The organism is Paenibacillus sp. XY044, from assembly GCF_002257645.1.
Lineage (GTDB): Bacteria > Bacillota > Bacilli > Paenibacillales > Paenibacillaceae > Paenibacillus_AQ.
Genome location: NZ_NQMO01000004.1, coordinates 345,761 through 365,298, shown reverse-complemented (window position 1 = coordinate 365,298; position 19,538 = coordinate 345,761). Strand labels below are relative to the sequence as shown.

12 protein-coding genes are annotated in these 19,538 nt (G+C 53.2%); all 12 read right to left on the bottom strand.

What is annotated here, in order from left to right:
• Nucleotides 1-6: 6 nt before the first annotated feature.
• Nucleotides 7-3,171 (bottom strand): hybrid sensor histidine kinase/response regulator, encoded by a 3,165-nt coding sequence (locus CJP46_RS19105; protein WP_306431057.1) that lies wholly within the window; start codon nucleotides 3,169-3,171, stop codon nucleotides 7-9.
• Nucleotides 3,172-3,381: 210 nt separating this feature from the next.
• Nucleotides 3,382-4,569, bottom strand: a complete 1,188-nt coding sequence (locus CJP46_RS19100; protein ID WP_179281229.1) for an ABC transporter substrate-binding protein — start codon at nucleotides 4,567-4,569, stop codon at nucleotides 3,382-3,384.
• A 195-nt stretch (nucleotides 4,570-4,764) separates the two neighbouring features.
• A complete protein-coding gene (locus CJP46_RS19095; protein WP_094597215.1) occupies nucleotides 4,765-6,390 on the bottom strand; it encodes a response regulator transcription factor in 1,626 nt (541 codons plus the stop codon).
• A 33-nt stretch (nucleotides 6,391-6,423) separates the two neighbouring features.
• Nucleotides 6,424-8,226 (bottom strand): cache domain-containing sensor histidine kinase, encoded by a 1,803-nt coding sequence (locus tag CJP46_RS19090; protein WP_094597214.1) that lies wholly within the window; start codon nucleotides 8,224-8,226, stop codon nucleotides 6,424-6,426.
• 34 nt (nucleotides 8,227-8,260) lie between these two features.
• On the bottom strand, nucleotides 8,261-9,262 hold the full coding sequence (locus tag CJP46_RS19085; RefSeq protein WP_094597213.1) for a carbohydrate ABC transporter permease: 1,002 nt from the start codon (nucleotides 9,260-9,262) through the stop codon (nucleotides 8,261-8,263).
• Between the two features lie 2 nt (nucleotides 9,263-9,264).
• Nucleotides 9,265-10,143: a carbohydrate ABC transporter permease gene (locus tag CJP46_RS19080; protein ID WP_094597212.1), complete on the bottom strand. Its 879-nt coding sequence runs from the start codon at nucleotides 10,141-10,143 to the stop codon at nucleotides 9,265-9,267.
• The gene (locus tag CJP46_RS19075) at nucleotides 10,140-12,488 is read right to left on the bottom strand and encodes a DUF5696 domain-containing protein (RefSeq protein ID WP_094597211.1); all 2,349 of its coding nucleotides are present in this window, start codon (nucleotides 12,486-12,488) and stop codon (nucleotides 10,140-10,142) included. The genes CJP46_RS19080 and CJP46_RS19075 overlap by 4 nt, the downstream gene beginning before the upstream one ends.
• Nucleotides 12,489-12,499: 11 nt before the next feature.
• Nucleotides 12,500-13,114 (bottom strand): YIP1 family protein, encoded by a 615-nt coding sequence (locus tag CJP46_RS19070; protein ID WP_094597210.1) that lies wholly within the window; start codon nucleotides 13,112-13,114, stop codon nucleotides 12,500-12,502.
• Nucleotides 13,111-14,610 carry an SMP-30/gluconolactonase/LRE family protein gene (locus CJP46_RS19065; RefSeq protein ID WP_094597209.1) on the bottom strand — a complete coding sequence of 500 codons (1,500 nt, stop codon included), beginning with the start codon at nucleotides 14,608-14,610 and terminating at the stop codon, nucleotides 13,111-13,113. The genes CJP46_RS19070 and CJP46_RS19065 overlap by 4 nt, the downstream gene beginning before the upstream one ends.
• A gap of 12 nt (nucleotides 14,611-14,622) precedes the next feature.
• Nucleotides 14,623-15,486 carry a carbohydrate ABC transporter permease gene (locus CJP46_RS19060; protein WP_094597208.1) on the bottom strand — a complete coding sequence of 288 codons (864 nt, stop codon included), beginning with the start codon at nucleotides 15,484-15,486 and terminating at the stop codon, nucleotides 14,623-14,625.
• Between the two features lie 3 nt (nucleotides 15,487-15,489).
• Complete coding sequence (locus CJP46_RS19055; RefSeq protein ID WP_094597207.1) at nucleotides 15,490-16,449, bottom strand: carbohydrate ABC transporter permease; 960 nt, start codon at nucleotides 16,447-16,449, stop codon at nucleotides 15,490-15,492.
• Nucleotides 16,446-19,436, bottom strand: a complete 2,991-nt coding sequence (locus CJP46_RS19050; RefSeq protein WP_094597206.1) for an extracellular solute-binding protein — start codon at nucleotides 19,434-19,436, stop codon at nucleotides 16,446-16,448. The genes CJP46_RS19055 and CJP46_RS19050 overlap by 4 nt, the downstream gene beginning before the upstream one ends.
• Nucleotides 19,437-19,538: the final 102 nt, after the last annotated feature.

Sequence of the window (19,538 nt, the reverse complement as noted above, 5' to 3'; positions counted from 1 at the left end):
TTTGTCTCATTCTATACTTTGTGGTGGTACGAATCCCTGATCCGGCTCGGGACGGCTTGGTATGAAAAAGTACATCACGGTCCCCTGCCCCAACCGGCTCTCGATCTGGAGTCCTTGACCATACCGCTGCAGCAGCCGTCGGTTCGTGTTCAACAGTCCAATGCCCTTGGACGAAGGTACACTGCGCGAATGCGGTTGAAGCAGTTTCTGTACTTCCGCTGGAGTCATACCCTTTCCGTTATCCCTGACTTCAAATCGTGTGCCCTCCTTTTCCCGGCGGATCGTAATCTGCACGGTCCCGCCTTGAATCCGGCTCAGCAGCCCATGCTTAACCGCGTTCTCGACCAGCGGCTGTATCGTGAGCGGCGGTATAAACAGCGATAACTGCGGATCGATATCCCATATGACCGCCAGACGCGGTCCGAAACGCGCCTTCTCAATGTACAAATACGCCCGGACAAGCTCCAGTTCATGGGAGAGCGGAACGGCCTGCTCGGAATTAATAAAATCGATGCTGATCCGCAAATATGAAGTAAACGCATCGGCCAGCTCCCGCATTTGGTCCAAATCGATGTCGCTCAAGGACATAATCGAATTGATCGTATTAAACAGAAAATGGGGCTGAATCTGTGCCTGCAAATACGCCGCCTCGAGCCGCAGGCGCTCTTCTGCAGATTTTTTCAGCGTCGCTAAGGAGCGTACCCGGTATTTCAGCTCCAGTGCATCCACCGGCTTCGCCACGTAATCGTTGGCGCCGGCCATAAATCCGGCATAGATATCCTCCGGCCGGCTCCTTGCGGTCAGCAGCAGAATCGGCAGCTCGAAGCTGTTGAACCGTTCACGGACGATTCGCGTCAGTTCATAACCTGACATCTGCGGCATCATGACATCAGAAATGAGCAGGTCCCAGGTCGAGGACAAGAGCAGCTGCAGTGCTTCCTTCCCTGATAAAGCGGTTTGAATTTCATACGGCTCCTCCGCAAAAATGCTTGCAAGCACCCTCAGATTTACCGGATCGTCCTCAACGACTAAAATTTTGATTCCACCGGATATAGATTCGTTCAGTGATCCAGCGGCTTGGCCAGCATAAGACGTCTCCATGGATACAGCCGTTTCCGTGATGTGCATGCGTTCCAATGGGAAGAGGGGGACATCCTCCCTCATTGGCTCCGTATGGCCTTCCTCGGGATTCTTTGGCTCCCCCTGCAGCCGGCCTTCGGCCTTGGGAATCGAAAAGCTGAACACCGCTCCTTCTCCAGAGGCTGATTCAGCGGTCAATCTCCCCCCGTGCAGCTCCACCAGCTGTTTGCAGATGCTGAGACCAAGCCCGATTCCCCCATGATCGCCATCGTTCTGAGTTTGCTCGTAAGGAAGAAAAATCCGTTCCAGCGCGCCCTGCTCCAACCCTCGACCCGAATCGCCCACATGAATCACAACCGCCTCTCCCTTGGCCTCAGCCGAAATTTCAATGACGCCTTCATCGGTAAATTTGATCGCGTTATGCAGTAAGTTGAACACAATTTGGGTCAGTCTCTGCTCATCGGCATCAACCGCAGGAAGCTGATTCGGAATCGTTATGACCACTTGAACAGGCTTCCCTTCCGTCATATGAGCCAGCATGCCGACCACGCCGGACACGACCGACTCCACCTGCAGCGCTTCCCGGCGCAGCACGATCCGCTGATCCTTCAGCATGACGGCGTCAAGGAGGTCATTCAGCAGTTGCGACATCCGGCGGCTGACGGTGACGAGCAGCTCCATATTTTGATGGCTCGCTTCCGACATGGATCGTCCCTCACGGGAAAGCACAGATTGCGCAATGTTGATGATCCCGTGCAGAGGCGTCCGCAGCTCATGGGAAGTGTTCGCCAAAAATTGATCCTTCCGTTCGTCCGCTTTGCGAAGTTCGTCGTTTAACCGGGCATTTTCCGCCGCATTCCGGAAATATCGCTTAAACCAGTACACCGCAAAACCGACGACCCCAGACACGATATCGACCGGATAATAAATCGGGGTGATATTCCAATCGTAATTGGCAATTCCCCACACGATATTGGACATGACGCTCGTTGCCGCCAGCAGGATAATAAAGGCATCCTTCCGCTTTTGATACACCATCTTGCCGATGAGTGCAAAAAACCAGAAGCTCGGAAGCAGGTACAACAAGCCAAAGACATGATGGGTCCTTGTAATATGCACGAGATTAGCGGGAGCGGCAAGTACAAAGATCCAGTACAGCCCAGAGGCGCCTAAATAGGCAAGGAATACCGGCCCGCGCCGGACTTGCCCGGTAAAGCCCCTGCCCATCAGCAGCATGCAGAACGGAACGCCTAAATAAGACAAGAGGCGAATTTTCAGCATCCAGGTATAATTCAGGGGGAACCAGTTCAATAGCACATACTCGTGATCCGAAACCACCGTCAATCCCGCAAAGACGAGCAGAAAGACAAAGGCCAGCAGCCGTTTTTCCCTCGGGTTAATGACCAGCATTATGACGGCGTACAGGGCATGAAGAAGCAGAATCGTAAACACGATCACCTGAAAAACAATCGAATACCACCATTCAAAATCAATGGCCGCCTGCGTGCCGAACCGCATGGACTCGATGATGCCCCCGCTCGTGGGATCATGGTAATTTGCCGATTGTACGAAAATATCAATCATATGCTGCTCATTCGGGGCAGCGGTTTTCGCAAAAGACTGGATGACTGGAATATACTCCTTAGAACTCGCTGCCGGTTTGCCGGCCTGACCGACGATATTCCCGTTGACGATGACAACGGATGAAGCTTTAATTTCTTTAATCCATAATTTATAACGCTCGTCCGGCTGCTTATCGACTAGGATCCGGAGCCTGTAGGTCCCGTACCCGAACGACGAACCGCCTTTGTCCTGCCATGCCGCGCTCCAATCTCCGGGAACCTGGATCAATGGCCTCTCCAGATCATTTCCGCCAGCCTGGCGGCTGTCCGAGACCAACCGATCCGGGTAAAACTCCCAGTCCCCGTCCAGTAAAATGGAATGCCTGTCATCCATGGGGTGCCCGCGCAGGTCAAGAATGCCCTGTACAACCTTCGGCTCCTCCCCCGTACTGAACGTATCCGACCAGAACCATCTTACCCCCAGAATGAGAGCTAAATATGTAATGAATATGATGATTTTCTTTATCAAACTCTTCTGAGCCTCGCTTCTCTTGAAGTCATCCATATTTATAGTAGCGGAAACAGTCACATCCCGCTATTGCAATCTTAGAGCGCCCGGAGATTAGATCGTGGAAGTGCAAATAGATTCTCTGAACATCGTGAGAAATTGACGAAAAATAGCCGATCCCGAAGAACCGGCTGCATTCACAAACATCAATAAACCATGCTGATATTTGATTTAGTTCGTATTCTCAAATAGCGCACCCCGGTCCATCACCTGCTGCATTTGCAGCGCAGCCTCTTCAGGAGTTATGCCTTTCGCCGCAAGCGCCTGAAGTACTTCAAACAGCTTCTGCTGAACATCGGAATTCGTCAGCTCGCGCGTTCCAGCCATGCCGGGTTCCGTATAATAATCAAGGACCGTGGCGAGCGCCTTTTCTTCCATCTGACCTGCCATGGCCTTCCGATCGACTTGGATCCCTGTTGCGCTTGGCAGCACCTGCAGTGAATTGGACCAAACTCGCTGCCCTTCCCCTGTCGTCATGAACTCTATAAATTTCCATACCGCCTCTTTGTGTTTCGAATCCCGGTTCATCGCCCAGGCAACATCCACTGTCGCCGTAGCCGCCCGGCGGGTTCCTTCAGTCAATTGAGGCAGCGGAAATAAACCAAAGCGGTTCGGATGATATAAGCCGCTAACCGCCTGGCGGGTCATCACGCTGAGCTGCCATGACCCCATGCTGAGCATCGCCAGCGTCCCGCGATTAAAATCGTTATAAGCATAGGGATAAAGAGCACGTTCCAAAGCTTGGCTGTCAAATACCCCGTCCTCAAACATTTTTCTCCACCAGCGATAGCTTTCGACCAGGTCCGGGTCTGTCCAGGGAACCAGGCCCTGCTCCGCACGGTACACTTTACCGGGGGCGATTTGACCTGCGATCGCCATAAAGATGTCCCGGCAGGCCCATCCCTCTTTCCCTCCGATTCCAATCCCGTTTTGCAATGCAGGATCGGATTTTCGAAGGACGGATATGACATGGAGCAGCTCATCATATGTACGCGGTTCCTCCAGATTCGAACTCTCGAATATGGACCGATTGTAAAATATGAGAGGTGTAATGGTAATTCCACCCGGCAGAACCCGATAATCCTCACCCGAAGATGCGGATTGTTCCAAGGCCAGCTTATGGAACCGCGATTTCCAATCGGGGCCCCAGCTTTTCTCCGCGTAGGGACGGAGCGGTTCAAGAAATGACTTGTATTTGTTTGCATTCGCGCCAACCTGCATCGCAATAATGTCCGGCCCGTTACCGCTGGCAAGTCCGACGGATAACTTTTGAAAATACGCCTCCGATTCGCCGATATGCTGAACGACCAGATCGATGTCCGGATTTTGCTGTTCAAAGGATATCTCCAAATCCCGCATCTGATCACCACTTGGAATCCACTTCCAGAGCACGATTGTTTCTTTGCTTAAATCGGCTCCATCCTGTTCCGGTATATGATTGAGATGGATGTTAGCAGAATCGCAGGCAGAAGACAGTATTAGAAGACTCGCCAAGCATACGGACCCGAGCCAGCTTCTCCTCATCATGCACTCCCTTTCATCTTCTGATTCCCTTCAATTCGCCTTATTGTGCAGAACGATTCGCTCATAATTGGCAGGAGTGAACCCGGTCACCGATTTGAATACTTTAAAGAAGTAATTGTAATTCTGGAATCCGACTTCACTGTAAATGTCCTTAATTTTTATTTTATTTTCAATCATTTTCTTGGCAGCTTCCACCCGTGCACGATTAACATGTTCAACGAAGGGGATTCCCGTTTCTTGTCGGAACAATCTGCTTAAGTATACGGGATGTATCCCGACAATTGCTGCTGCATGTCCAAGTGAAATTTCACCGCGAAAATGCGTCCGGATATAATTCATTGCTTTCCGTACATAAAGGGATTCTCCCTCCGGGACGGCTTCCGGCTCAATGAGCTCCAACATGCGAAGCATGCAATCAACTACAGCAGTTTCGCATTCCCCCCACTTCTCTTCCGATCCGGAGAGCATGGCGGCTCGAAGCTGCTTTGCCAGCTCCTCGGCGCGGGGGCCGAATTGTCGGCCCAATCTTGCCGCTAGCTCACACAATTGATCATTAAGACGGGATATCCGGACGGATACAGCCCCGCTGCCATCCCTGGCGATTCGGTACAGCTCATTGATTTGTCTCTCTAAAGACGGGATGTCCCTGGACTCTACCGAAGCCAGGATGGCCATCTCCTGCCGGATGCCCAATAGGTATTCCCCTGTCTCCGTGCCGGAGATGTCTCCCCATTCCGGCGACTTCTCCGGGGATCTTCTGCCTTCAACCAAGGAGGCTACGGCGGCGGCATAGGCATGAGGGAGCTGATCCAGCCTTAAGCAGGGAGCGCTGAACGAATACCGAATCCGGGCATTGAGAAACTTGGAGAACAGTTTGGATATCCGGCCCAGATAATGCTCTATTTCTTCATTCAGCTTAAGTTCGCTCCGCGATGATGCCGTATCATACAGGACCGCAAACTGATGCTGGCGGATATAAAGCATCTCTCCGGTGAAATGCTGTTCGAACAGCATGGACACGGATTTCGCCCATTGGTGATACTCCTCCTCCGAGAGACCCTGCTCCCCGATGGTGCCATGATCGACCTGCAGGGCAATGACGACAAGCGCTTTGCCTCCGTACTGCGCTTTCAGGCTTGATTGCAGTTGAACCCAGGCTTCGCTGTGCAGACGGGCTCCACGAAACCAGGAACGAATCTCCTTCTTCACCGCTTCGCGGTCCATATCCGTGGACAACGCAGCTTCCGGTGAGGCATGATCCGTCGAATGAATGCGGTTCTGTGCTGCGGCCAGCCTGGCTTTATTCAGGGCGGACAGCAGCATTTCCGCGTTCATCCGGTCTTTGAGCAAATAATCCACGGCCCCGCCCTTAAAAGAGTCCCGCACGTAATCATATCGGTCATAACTGCTCAGCATAATGAATTGGGCCCCCGGGTATTCCGCTTGCGCCTGCCTTGAGAATTGAATTCCATCCATGATCGGCATGTACACGTCGGAAATAATAATGTCCGGGTGCAGCCGGCCCATTTCATCCATTGCCGATATCCCGCTATCAAAAATGCCGCATATCCGAAACCCTTGCTGCTCCCAATCAATCAGCTCCAGCAAATGGTTTCTGGCCAATATCTCATCGTCCACAACCATAACCTTGTTCATTCCGTCGCCCCCTACGAATCGCTTGACCCCCGCTTAAGCGGATGGCCGGGATGAGTCAAAAGGCAATCGCAAAGTAACCCTGGTATATTCTCCTGGCCTGCTGTCCAAGTCGAGGCCATAGGCGCTGCCATAGGTCAGCTGAATGCGCTCATGAACGTTATGAAGACCGATACCGAACATTTTGCGCTGGTCCTCCTGATTCTTTCCCTGTCTGAATAAATCCAGCATCTCTGCCGGCATCCCCGGACCGTTATCCATCACGGCAATGACCAGGCAGTCATCCTGCTCTGTACGGATGCTCACCCGGATGACGCCGCCTTCGATATCTTTCCTCGCTTCGATCCCGTGAAGCAGGGCGTTCTCGACCAAGGGCTGAAGCAGCAGGGGAAGAACCCGGTAATCCTCGAGTCCTTGCTGCATGTCATAATGGATAACGATATCATCCACATACTTGTAGTTCTGAATATCCATGTAGCTTTGCACGCTTTGCAGCTCTTCGCTGAGCGTAACCAGACCCGAATTTTTGCCTGCTGCGCTTCGGAGCAGATGAATCAGGGATCCCGTCACCTGTTCGATGTTTGCTGCATGCTGCAATTTGGCCAAATACCGTATCGTATTCAGCGTATTATATAAAAAATGGGGATGAATCTGAAGCTGCAGCGCCTTTAAATCCGCTTCCCTCTTCTTCTTCTCGTTCCGTTTGATATCGTGAATCAGGGAGTTTATCGTATCCATCATATGCATAAAGCGGATCGACAGGAGGCCGATTTCATCTTTGGTCCGGGGCAGCTCCTTGGGGCTTAAATCTCCCGATTCTACGGCCTTCATGGCCTTGCTGAGCCGCTTAATATTTTTGGTCGTCTGCTGGGAAAGCGCAAATATAAGCAAGAAAATAATGATCATCACGATGGCGGATGCCCCATACATCCGATTCCGAAGTTCTTGGGAATCCTTGATCAATATTTCGATGGGAATTAAGCCGACCGTTGTCCAGCGGGTATGATCCGACCGATAGATCAAAACCAGCTTCCCATCCTCCTGATACTGGACGCTTCCTCCCCGGGCTTGTACCGCTTTCATCGCCTCGCTGAGCTTGGGGTGTCCGAGAATCAGTTGGGACCAATGCTCATCCTCTCCATAAAGAACGCCTCCGTTCTCATCAAGCAGGATCAATTCGGTTCCAGGTATCGATTGGGCGCTCATCAAACTGCTGATGGCGCTGTACCGGACATACATGTACACGGTGCCCACGACTTTACCGCCCCGCAGCACAGCCTGCCCGATCACTACGGTATAGCTCTCGTCGCTTTCCGGCTCAAGACCACCCGCCAAGTTAATCCGAAGCAGAAGCGCTTTGCCCGAAGCGCCGCTCACATCTTTATTCCAGATATCGCTGATCACATCGTAATACATCTTGGAGAAGCCGGCGGAGAAGACGGTCCCGTCTTCCCCGACGACTTGTATCGCCAATATGCTGCTGTTAAAGGAATAGATCGTTTCCAGAAAAGATTCGACCTTTCGCCTCCGGAGAAGTCGCTCGTAATCGCTTTGCTCCGGTTTTGGCGTAATCGGTTCCGCAATAAATTCCTGATTCATCGATATCAATGTAGAGAGCGAAATGAATTCATTCATCAGAAAATCCAAACTATGATTGGCGTTCTTGATGTTGTCCATCACGTACTCCGATGCGTTCCGTTTAAGAATGTTCGTGGTGTTGGAATACCAGATCCAGGTGATCAGGGACAACGTGACCATCATGATCACGGTGAAGGTCAACACCAGCTTCGCCTGAAAACTCCTTCTCAGCGCCAGTTTTCTTGTCCAATGAATCCGCAATTCCGATATACCTCCATAAGTAACAGTGCAATTGCTATTCGCCTGCGATACCGGAATTCTCTATGCTTTCCACGAAATAACGTTGTACGAACAAGTAAAGCAGCAGAATCGGAATGATCGTCAACATGACGGCTGCCATAATTTGATTCATCAGGGTTGGAGGCATGCCAATCGCCTGGCTTGAGGATACCGATTGTGCCATCTGCCCCATTTGGGCGTCAGCACTGCCATTGAATGTGGCCATATTTTGCGCTAAATTGAAAAAATCCGGGACGGTCAAATACGTTGTAGGCTCAAATACGTCGTTCCAGTGCCATACGACCGAGAACAGAAATACAACAAGCATCGCCGGCCGGGCGAGTGGGAACATGATTTTCCAATAGGTCCGCACCGGTCCTGCACCGTCAATCCTCGCTGCCTCTTCCAGCACATGCGGAAGCCTGCGGTAAAATTGAATGAAGATCAGCACAAAGAGCGCGCCTTTCAGGCCGTGGCCGAACAAAGACGGCACCACAAACGGCAAATGCGTGTTGATCCAGTTCATATGAAGGAAGGGAATATCGCTGAAAAACAAATATAGCGGGACGACAATCGTCTGGGGAGGCACAAGAAAGGTAAACACAAGCAGCGCCATCCATAGGCCCTTCCCCGGGAACTTGAACCTGGCAAAACCGTAACCGACCAGCGAGCAGCTGAGGATTTGCAGAAAAGCGCTTCCAAAGGAAATGATAGCACTATTAGCAAAACCTGGCCAGTAATGAATTTGCTCCATAGCAATGCGGTAATTGGCAAAGCTGAGATGGGTTGGAATCCACTGCACCGTGGCATTTGCCACATCGACCGAAGTCATGAAGGAACGCGAAATGATGTAGAGCAGCGGGTACAGAAACACGAAGGACAAGCTGAGCATCACCAGATAATAAATGGTCGTGCCCATCACCGAACGTGTTCTTTTCACAATCGTGATCTTCCATCTGTCCTGGGCGCTTGGCTTCGGCAGAAGATGGCGCCGGCCCACCGATTGGATTCTTTCCATATTCACGCCCTCCCTTCGGCCGTAGCCATGCTTTTACGGAAAATGAAAAAGATGATGCCAAGGACGATGAAGATAAACAGAAAGTAGAGCCAGCCGATGGCCGAACCGTACCCGTAATCATTGTTGCGAAACACGATGTTCATCAGATGATTCATGACGTGGTTATCCGTTTTGGTAAATGAGTTCACAATGCTGAAGAGGGTGTTCACCAGGATCATCGGCATGATCATCGGAAAGGTTATTTTCCAAAACACTTCCCACTTCGTCGCCCCGTCGCATTTAGCCGCCTCATACAGAATAGGCGATATGGTCTGCAGCCCGGCCAGAAATATTAAGATTTGCACACCGGAATCCCACATGACCAGCGTCAGCGAATCCGCATATTCCAGCACCGGCTCCAGAATCTGTTCCGGAATGAAGAAAGCGAGCTTGCGAAATAAATCGTACTGATAAAAGATGGGCAGCTTGGCGGCTCCCTGGTCAAGCAGCTCCCGGAGAATGGCGCCCGACGCGATAATGACGGGCAGGAAGAACACGCCGCGGAAAAACACCTTGCCTCTTGAAGCCTTGTTCAGCAGCAGGGCGCTAAACATGGCAAACACCAGAATTAGGGGTACCTGCGTAACCATCGCCGTCATGGTCTTCTGCAGAAGGGGCAGGAAATCGACATCCGTCGTAAACGCCTGCCGGAAATAGGTGAAGCCCACGAAAGTTGCCACCAGCCCGTGCTCGCTCGGCTCAAGCCGGTGAAACGCATAATAGAAGGAGCGGCCCAGGGGGATCGCCATGAACAACAGAAATCCGACAATCCACGGAAGAATGAAGATGTACCCCTCCAGCATGTGACGAACCCGCATGGAAAGTTTCATTTTTAAATTCATGACGCACTCCCCTCTACCACCGCATAATTTAAGGCATCAACCTTCGTGTTTTCCACTTCAACCGACTTGCTGCCGTAATTGACGATCACCTGGACGCCATTGGCGTAAGTGGTCCTGAACAGTTGGGCACCCAGCTTTTCATGGTTAACCATCTGCTCATTCATCGTTAGGGCAGCGATGCGGCTGTAGTCTTCATATTCCTGAACCGAAGCATCCATCCAGTCCTGATAGGCGGAACTCAGCAGCCGGTCCTCGGCAGTCCGTTGGAGCTTACTCGTCTCTTCCGCGGTCAGCTCATAGGTCGGAATGGCTCCGTATTCCAGGGCGCGCAGCCTGTCATAAACCGCATCGTCCCGGAGATTGGCCGGGCTGGAAGTATAGGGGATCAGTCCATGCATGACCAGCTGGTAGAAAGGTACCGTCTCATTTGCATAGATGAAATGGCTCGAGTCTACCGGCGCGCCGTCTATCCGGTCCACGGAACCGAAGGTATACGCGAAGCCGTAATCGACCGACACGGCGCCCGATTCCTTGAATCGCTCCATCGCCTGCCGCCAGCTGGCCGCCGCTTCCGCGCGGGTCGTTTCATGCGAGCGGTCCTCATCGGAATACAGCATGCTGCCCATGTAATCCAGACTGACTCCCGCAACCCCAAGTCCTGCGAATTTGGCCAGTTGAGGCTCGATGTAGCGATGCAACGTCCGCTCGGGCTTCAGCAAGTAGAACTTGCGGGCAGGGTTATTATACTGATTGGAAGTATAGTAGTCGTAGGTAGTGAGCACCTCGCGGTCCATTCCCCTGACGCTGTCTTTATTTGTGCTTATTCCATCGCTTCCCGAAAAGGCACGGACAAAGTTGGCGGACAGGAACAGGCGGATTCCCTTGCTCTTCGCGTACCCGGCCAGGTCTTCCAGGCCCTTGCTGCCTCCAAGCGGTTTGCTGACAGGAAAATGATCCGGCTGATCCCCATATTTGCCATGGCGATTCCAGCCGTCGAACGTGACGTCCATCGCTGTCACTCCCTTGGCGGCATAGCTGTCGATGATTTGCTTGGCCTGTTCGAAGGTAGTCATGGAAATAAAGGTTTTGCCGATAATCTCATCGCGTTCGATGCCTCCGAACAGCTTGAGGTGTAGGATCGGCTGATTCATTTTGACGGGCGTCAAGCCCTTTTCCTCCATCAGGTAGTTCCGGTAAACGGCGGCCATGCCGATATAATTCGCTTGTTTCCCTTCCGTAAGCACATATCTCACCTTGCGGTCGCCCGGGATCATTGTCCCTTGATAGAAAGGGACTTTGCCGCTGTCGCCAATGAACACAACGTCATCGTTCCGATAGATGAATTCCACCGAAGTTCGGTAGAACGGAATATTTCGGATTCCGGAAGGCGTGGCATTGATTTTGGCGCTGTACTCCCCTTCGGTAACGATGCCCAGCGCCCCGGTCCCGTTGCGGTATATACCGAACAGGGGCAAGGCAATATTTTCCTTCGGCGGCGTCTCATGAAGCCAGTTGGCCTCCACCTCATCATGGGACTGCGTCCGGAAGGCGGCATCCGGCCCGTAAATCGGCTCCGAATATCCCGCATAATACGGAGGATGATTCTTCTTGAACGGCATGAGCGCGCCGGATCCGTCCGGCAGCAGCACGGCTCCGTCATCCTCGTCCAAAGCCGCATTCAGGAACGGCAGCGGCTCCAGACTGACGATATGCGCGCTTCCGGATTCCTTGATCGAATCCTGGGGAATGGTCACCTCAAACCCATCTTCCCTCAAGCGGTATTCCATGGCAAAGGCAAGCTTGATCGATGGCATTTCATAGTGGACCCGGATCCCGTTCTCGATCTTTTGTTCTTTGACCTTGAGCTCCTTATCTTTCAGCGGATACGTGGATACGATTTCGGAGCCCTCCGTGTAGCTGATATGAACCGGTGAGTCGAGGTACAGCTTGTTGCTTGGAGTCGTTTTCCGGTCAGCCTGAGGCGCGCCAAGCCACTCCCGTTTCGACTGATTGTGAACGATTCGGATATTGCCGGTCTTCGGATCATCATACAGTGTGTACTTGGCATTCGAGACGGCCTTGCGGGTCGCGGTGACGGGGTACACCTTTTTGGCCGGCTGCTGAACCGCTGCCTTACCCGTCGCCGGAACATCTTCTTTCACCTGTTCTGCCGCAGGCGGTTCGGCATTGCCGGGGACATCGTCCACCTCTGCCTGGCCCCCGCTCATTTCTGCTTCCTCCTGCTTCGGTTCAACCGGCTCCGCCCTGCCCATATAAGGTACGCTGACCGCGATCACAGCGGCAATCAGGGCGGACAGGACGGCGTATTTGTGCTTTCTTGTCATCTGCATCCCTCCTAATACCGGAATCGCACTTCTTTAATCAAATCCAAGATAAAGCTGCAAAACTGATTGATCAGTCCATACATCAGAATAAGCACGAACAGCATAATCACCATGCCGATCACGGTCAGGAGCGCAATGCCGACCATCTTTCCCAGTTCAAAATCATGCAGCACCTTAATTTTGACGAGCAGCAGCCATCCACACCAAACCAGCAGCAAGTTGGACAGGAACAAAATAATGGATTGTTCGTCCAGGGATAGAATGTTGGTTAGCAGGGTGACAGGAACAATAAACAGGATGTATGGGGCAAGCGCGAACGCACTGCCGACGAAGATTTCCTTGAACTTCCCCTCACCTTCGAGGATAGTGCTCACTGCCCAGTTCGACACGCAGTACGCGCCCCACGGCACGATGATCCACATGAATTCGTACACCCATGAAATTTCATAGGGCTGCCTTGTCTCAAATGCATACCCCATCACGATGAGCGACAGCATCTTGGCCACAAACAGCAGCAGGATCAGCAGAACACCCTGCAGCCAAGAAATCCGCTTGGGGTTCTGAATGTCATAGAAGAAATCAATCGGATGGACGATGACCTGCCGGATTAACTGAAGCGTATTCATGGACTCTCACCTTTCCCCCATGTTGATTCCGCCCTAGACGCTCCTGCGGTCATCCTGGCTGTCACGACGCGCCGCAGGAAACGAAGAAGCAGCGGCACCGCATAACGGAGCACCAGGATCAGCAGGATCAAGCCCCCGGCGAACCAGGCAAAATGCTCCCTCATATACGCCTTGCGGTATTCCTTGAACGCCGTGGAATAGTCGCTCTTGGTCTCGGCCAGCTTGAAATAACGCATCGCTTCGCCGTATCGCTCCCCTTTGTAGAGCGACTTGCCGATGGCGTGATAAGCCATGTCGTAGTTGGCGTTATACTTCAGGACTTCCTTCCACATCGATTCGGCCTCCTCATAGCGGCCGTCAACGTACAAGGTCGAAGCTTTGTGCACCAGATCGGCAAAAGGCGTCGTCCGGAACACGTCGATCCGGTTGCGTCCTTTATCCAGAACGGCCATCGAGCCGTCCGGCAGCTCCGCGATGTCCGCCGGCGTTTTGAACAGGCCGCTCTGGTCGCCCAAACCGCCGTAGACAAACAGCAGATTGCCCAGCTTGTCGTATTCGAACACCTTGCTCGTATTCAGGTCCAGTGCCGAAATAAACCCTTCCGGACTGACGGAGATGGAGACGAAGGAGGACAATTCAAACGGTCCCGCTACGTCATACCGGTCCCCGTACCGTTTCTCCTTGCCCGGGTTCAGCGTATCGACGCCGACGGGGGACAGCCGTTTGATCTGATTCGTTTCCGTTCCCAGCGTCGTCGTATACAGCGAGCCTTCCTCATCCTGGGTAACGCTGGAGAATTCCAGCGGCCGCTGCACGGCAAGCTGCGCCTTCTGATCATCCGTCGCAATCGTGTTCACCAGCAGCCTCTTCCAGCTGAAGCCGATATGGTTGGCACCGAAAAAGCCTTTAAACTGCCCGTTCTTGTCAATCTGCAGCAGCCCCTGCGTGTTCCCTTCGCTGACCACCATCATGACTTCCCGCTTATCCACGGTCAGCTTGGAAGGCGAATAGGTGAAGTTTTTCCCGAGAAGCGGGCTCTGCGGCACCGTATATTCCTTCACGTATTTGCCGTTAGGACTGAACAGCACAATTCTTTGATTCTTCGTATCCGCCACGTAAATCGTCCCGTTCGGATGAACAAACACGCCTTTCGGCTCGCTGAGGGCTCCCTTGCCTTCCGCATCGCCTATGACGCCCAGCACCTTCATCTCCATGCTTAAGTGCACGATCCGGTTGTTGCCCGTATCAGCCACATATATCGTGCCGTCCGGCGCGACGAATAAATCCTGCGGCTCCTTAAAAGGTCCCGATTCGAGATCGTAACCGTCCATCGAGTATTGATAGATATAACCGTTAATGGAATGCACGTCCGAATCATGCCGGTTCCATTGATACCCTTCATACGGCACCGCGGCATGGGAAACGCCGGGAACGAACAGAACGGAGGCGAAGACGGCGGCCAGGATCAGGCCTGTCAGTCGATGTTTTATTCTCATCGGCTTTCCTCCCTACTCTTTCAGACCCGAGTGGGCCATCGTCTGCAAAACCAGCCGCTGCGTAATGACAAAGACCGCAATGGTCGGTATGATCATCAGAAAGCTGGCTGCCGCAAAGGTTCCCACTCTGGCAATGACGCCCGCTCCGCCGCTTATGGTCTGGATGGCCAGCGGGAGCGTCTTCATGTCTTCTTTCGTTGTATACACCATGGCCGGGTACGGATCGTTCCAAGCCTGAATGAAGCTGAACAACGCGAAGGTCGCAATAGCCGGCTTCAGCATGGGCATGATGACGCTCCACAGCACCTTCCATTCCGACGCTCCGTCGATCCGCGCTGCTTCAAGCAGCGCATCGGGAATCTGCCTTAGAAACTGCGTCATCAGAAACATGCCGACAGGCGCGGCAAGGTACGGAAGGATCAACGCCAAATAATGATTCATCAATCCGCTTCGGCTGATCAGCAAATACTGGGGAATTTGCAGCACCATCGGAGAGAACATCAGCGAGAGGATGACCAGGTTGAAGATGGCCCCCCGGAACGGCATGTTGTGCTTGGCCAGCGGAAATGCGGCCATGGCCGAAATGACGATTCCGCCTGCGACGATCAGACCGGAGACGACGATACTGTTGAAAATATAGCGTGAAAACGGGACGAACGACGTACCGGTGATCAGCAGCAGGTCCCTGAAATTCATCAGGGTCGGATTATCCACCAGAAATCTCGGAGGAAACAAAAACAGCTCGCTGACCGGCTTCAACGATGTCGATGCCATATACACCAAAGGCATCAGCATCAGCAGCCCGAATCCGGTTAAGAAAACATATAGGAAGATTCCGCTCCAATCGACTCTGCGTCCTTTAACGATGCCATGCATGGCTTAATCCCTCCCCAGCAGCTTGAAGATGATCCGGTTGAGTCCGATCATCATGATGAACAGCACCACGGCAATCGCAGACGCGTACCCCATCTCAAACTTGATGAATGCGTAATCGAATAAATGGGTCAGGATCGTATGACCCGCGTATAATGGACTGGGCAGCCCGACCAACTGGATGCTGACATCGAATACCGTAAGGGAGGATACGACCTGAAGCACGGCCCCGAAGAGAAGCTGCGGCTTCACCGACGGAACGGTAATGTACAGAAGCTCCTGCCACCGGTAGCGCACGCCGTCGATGGCGCCCGCCTCATACAAGTCTTTCGGAACGTTCTGGAGACCGGCAAGGAACGCCAGAAACCCTACCCCCATGCTCATCCATAAAGACACGATAATGATGACCGGCACGATCGAGTGAACGTTTTGCAAAAACAAATAAGGTTCGTCGAATAACCCCAGCTTCATCGCGTAATAGTTGATCAAGCCCTTGCGGTCCCCGGCGAATAAATACAGCCATACGACGGACATCGCCACCGCGCTCGTAATGGAAGGCGTGTAGAAGCAGAGGGTGTAGAAAAAACGGTACTTCACCGGAATTTGGCTGATGAGCCAGGCGAGCAGAAACGCCATGATATAGCCGACAGGGCCGGTAATGAAAGCAAATTTGAGCGTTGTGCCCACCGCTTTAAGAAAGATGTCGTCATCCACGAACAGCAGCCGGTAATTCGATAGCCCGATAAACCGCGGCTTCTCCAAAATGTTATAGTACGTAAAGCTAAGTCCGATGGACATGAAGATGGGAACGATCGTGAAGAAGAAGAACAGGATCAGGAAAGGAGCGAGCAAGAAGTACGATACTTTATGGCGTTTGATCTCTTTCCACAGCTGCAGCATTCTGCCCGGCGGCGCTGCCGCTTGGACGGGCGCGCTCGTGACTTGCGTACCCAGACTATCACTCATGGCTGGTCCTCCCCTTTCTTCCCGGCTTCATCCGTGATACGATCCAGGCCGAACTCCTCCCGCTTCTTCCGGAGCTCCTTGTCAATCTCCCGGACGCCCTCTTCGACGGCTTCGCGGATGTTCTTGCCGTTCAGCACGATTTCGTTCCACATGTTCGCGATGTAACGGGTCGTGTAGTAACCGCCCAGCACGATTTCCCTCTCCCGGAACCAGTCCCACTGCTCCAGGATGGCGTCGATATCTTCCTTCTGCCACGGCATTCGCTTCAAAGCCTCGACGTTCGCCGTGTTCCAGCGGGCTTCGACGCCGAGCAAGGATTCCAGCTCCGTGCCAAACCGCTCCTGCGAATCGGCACTCGTCCACCACTTCAGAAATTCCCAAGCTTCTTCCTTCTTCGTGCTCTCCTTAAAAATAATGCCGGTTTGCCCCAGACCGCCGGTGGAGCGGTTGATTTGTCCGTCTTCCTGGCGGATGCCCGGAATCGGCTTCATCCCCCACCAGCCGGTAAGCTCCGGAGCGGCCGTGGACAACAAAATATACGTCGAGTAATCCGCCACGCCAATCGGCATCTCGCCCGAGCGGAAACGGTTGTAGAAATCCGCCTGCTTCTGGATTTTGTAATTCGTGAACAGGTCCGTCCACAGCTTCATCGCTGACAGCGCCTGCGGTTCGTCCAGGCTCGATTCCTTGCCGTCTTCCTTGTAGAAGTCTCCCTTGGATTGGAAGAGAAAGGGAGCGAACTCATTGATCGCCAGGTTCGGATTGTTAGCCGCGTGCGGATAGAAAAAGTCCATCCCGTTCTGCTGAAGCTCGGGAATCAAAGCCTTCACTTCGTCCCAGGTCTCCGGTATCTGATCCTCTGTGATGCCCAGCTGCTCCATGATATCCTTGCGGTAAAAGAGCATGTAGAAGTTCTGATTCTCTGGAAGCGCGTAGTCGCCGCCGTTGTATTTGTACGGGATGAGCGCACCCGGCCGGAATCGCTTCGCCACTTCCTCATAGTCCGAAAAGTCCCTCAGGTTCACGAGACCGTCGCGCACGGCAAAGTCGATCGGCACCTCGCCTTCCACGCCCAGTGCAACATCCGGCGCGAGTCCGGCGGTATTGGCAAGAAGCAGCACCTGAGTCTGGTTCGCCGGGACGACATTCACGTTCACCTTGATGCCGGTCTGCGGAGTAAAGTCCTCATCGATCATTTGTTTAATGATTTGAACCCAGTCGCGTCCCCGCGCGACCCATATGTCCAGCGTCTCCTGGTTGTCGTACACATTGCCGACGCCGCCGTAATCCTTCGTAAAGGATTGGGAGAAATCGCGTACGGCCGTCCAAGCCCTCATATATACGGGCGCTTCGGCTTTGGGCCACTCATGCCCAGGGGTCTGAACGATCAAGTAGTCCAGAAGCAGGCTTTGCTTGGTCAGTCCGTTCACCCACAGCCCAAGGGAGGACTGCAAATCCGTGATCGCCTGCAGCCTGGCGGGAATGCTTGCTGTTTTGTCCGCCATGCTGATCATTTGGTCCCTGGCTTCGTACAGCGTGCTGATGTCGGAGCTGCCTTCTTTCACCCCGAGCTTATAAAGCTGCTGGATCGCATCATCGAAAGATTTGGCGAGCAGGTGCAGCCTCGGAATCAGGTTCGGAATATTCTCCTCCAGACGCCAATCTCCGTTGGGGTCCGGGTTCGTCCCCGTCACACGGATAACCTCGCGGGACAAGAGGGAAATGTTGTGGGTCGTGTCGGTTACTTTCTCCAGCACTTCGCCTAAAGCGCCGACTTGTACTTCCATGCGGACCTTGTGCTTGCCCTTCTCCAAATAGAATTGGTAGGGCTTGCCTTCATCTCCGAACTTTGCGATCTCCCATGTATGGCTGTACGGGAAATTGACGGCATTCATCTCTCGAAACGCCAGCTCGCCGTCAATCGTCACCTTCCGCTGCGTCGGGAACCCGTTCAAGAACCACTGGCCGTATCTTGCACCCATTTCATACAAGCCGCTTTCCGGCACTTCAAACTCCCATTCGGCCCACTGCCCCCCCGATTTCCAGGCGGCACCGCCAAATGTATTCAAGACGATGGCGTTTTTGTTAAAGGGCTCCGTGATCGGTTCCCGGTCTTCCACCCGCTGCAGGGTCGGATCCGAACGAAGAACCGCATTTTCCGCCTGGATCTTGATTTGTACGTCCTTCCCGGCAGCCAGATACCCCTTCTCTTCATACGTTTTGGCGACGTCTTCATAAGCGGGCGCCTGGGCCGGGGAATGAATCGTAATTTGTCCGACGGCCGCAGGCTCGCGGATCGCCTCGATTCGAATCGTATGCCGGCCCTTCGTCAGATGGAACCGGAAAGGCTCCTGCACGCGGGCTTCCGTATCCTGAAATTCGCGGTACTGCCAACCGGAAACCTCCTCCCGGCGGGGGTTGAACTCATTGCCCTGATTGTCGTACCACGGTTCGCCGACTTCTTTCCACATCCGCTTAAATTCGAGTTTTTTCGCCTGGAAAAACGGATACGCCCCATCCAGCTTCACCGCACGCACGACGGAAGCTCTCTTCCCTTTCATCGCGTAGTAGCTCATCCCCATTTGATAATTGCCGTCCTCCGGGACGTCAAACGTATATTCCACCCAGCTCGACTCCTCCGTCAGAGCCAGCACCTTCCCGCTTTGGCCGCCCAGATTTTCCTCCACCTTCGTTCCCGCATCGCTCACAGCAGAGAAATCCATGGAGTCGATCGTCCGGGAAAAACCCTCCGGATCCGCCGCTCCTTCCTGATCGTTCTTGGCAGCATATTTCAAGTAGGACGGCTCCAGCTTGGAGGAAATGTCCTCCTGTTCCAGGATCGAATTCTCGTCCAAATCGGAATATTCCGGTATGGATGCCATCGCCGTATCGTCGTAGCCGCGTCCCGCATTCCAGCAGTACAGAAGGAACGCCAGCACCAGAATGACGGATATCGTTACCTTGTATCTCATTACAATGGATATCATAAAAGCCGATCCTCCAATCAAGTCGCCTCCATCAGGCCCGTTTCGAAGCGGACAAGCCGCACCGAAAGGCGCGGCCGAACATATCCGTGATCAGCTTAAAGC

Coding starts and splice junctions, on each gene's coding strand:
- CJP46_RS19075 (WP_094597211.1), bottom strand. CDS start 12,488: ATGACAAGAAAGCACAAATACGCCGTCCTGTCCGCCCTGATTGCCGCT.
- CJP46_RS19095 (WP_094597215.1), bottom strand. CDS start 6,390: ATGAACAAGGTTATGGTTGTGGACGATGAGATATTGGCCAGAAACCAT.
- CJP46_RS19050 (WP_094597206.1), bottom strand. CDS start 19,436: ATGATATCCATTGTAATGAGATACAAGGTAACGATATCCGTCATTCTG.
- CJP46_RS19060 (WP_094597208.1), bottom strand. CDS start 15,486: ATGCATGGCATCGTTAAAGGACGCAGAGTCGATTGGAGCGGAATCTTC.
- CJP46_RS19085 (WP_094597213.1), bottom strand. CDS start 9,262: ATGGAAAGAATCCAATCGGTGGGCCGGCGCCATCTTCTGCCGAAGCCA.
- CJP46_RS19055 (WP_094597207.1), bottom strand. CDS start 16,449: ATGAGTGATAGTCTGGGTACGCAAGTCACGAGCGCGCCCGTCCAAGCG.
- CJP46_RS19065 (WP_094597209.1), bottom strand. CDS start 14,610: ATGAGAATAAAACATCGACTGACAGGCCTGATCCTGGCCGCCGTCTTC.
- CJP46_RS19070 (WP_094597210.1), bottom strand. CDS start 13,114: ATGAATACGCTTCAGTTAATCCGGCAGGTCATCGTCCATCCGATTGAT.
- CJP46_RS19100 (WP_179281229.1), bottom strand. CDS start 4,569: ATGCGGGATTTGGAGATATCCTTTGAACAGCAAAATCCGGACATCGAT.
- CJP46_RS19080 (WP_094597212.1), bottom strand. CDS start 10,143: ATGAATTTAAAAATGAAACTTTCCATGCGGGTTCGTCACATGCTGGAG.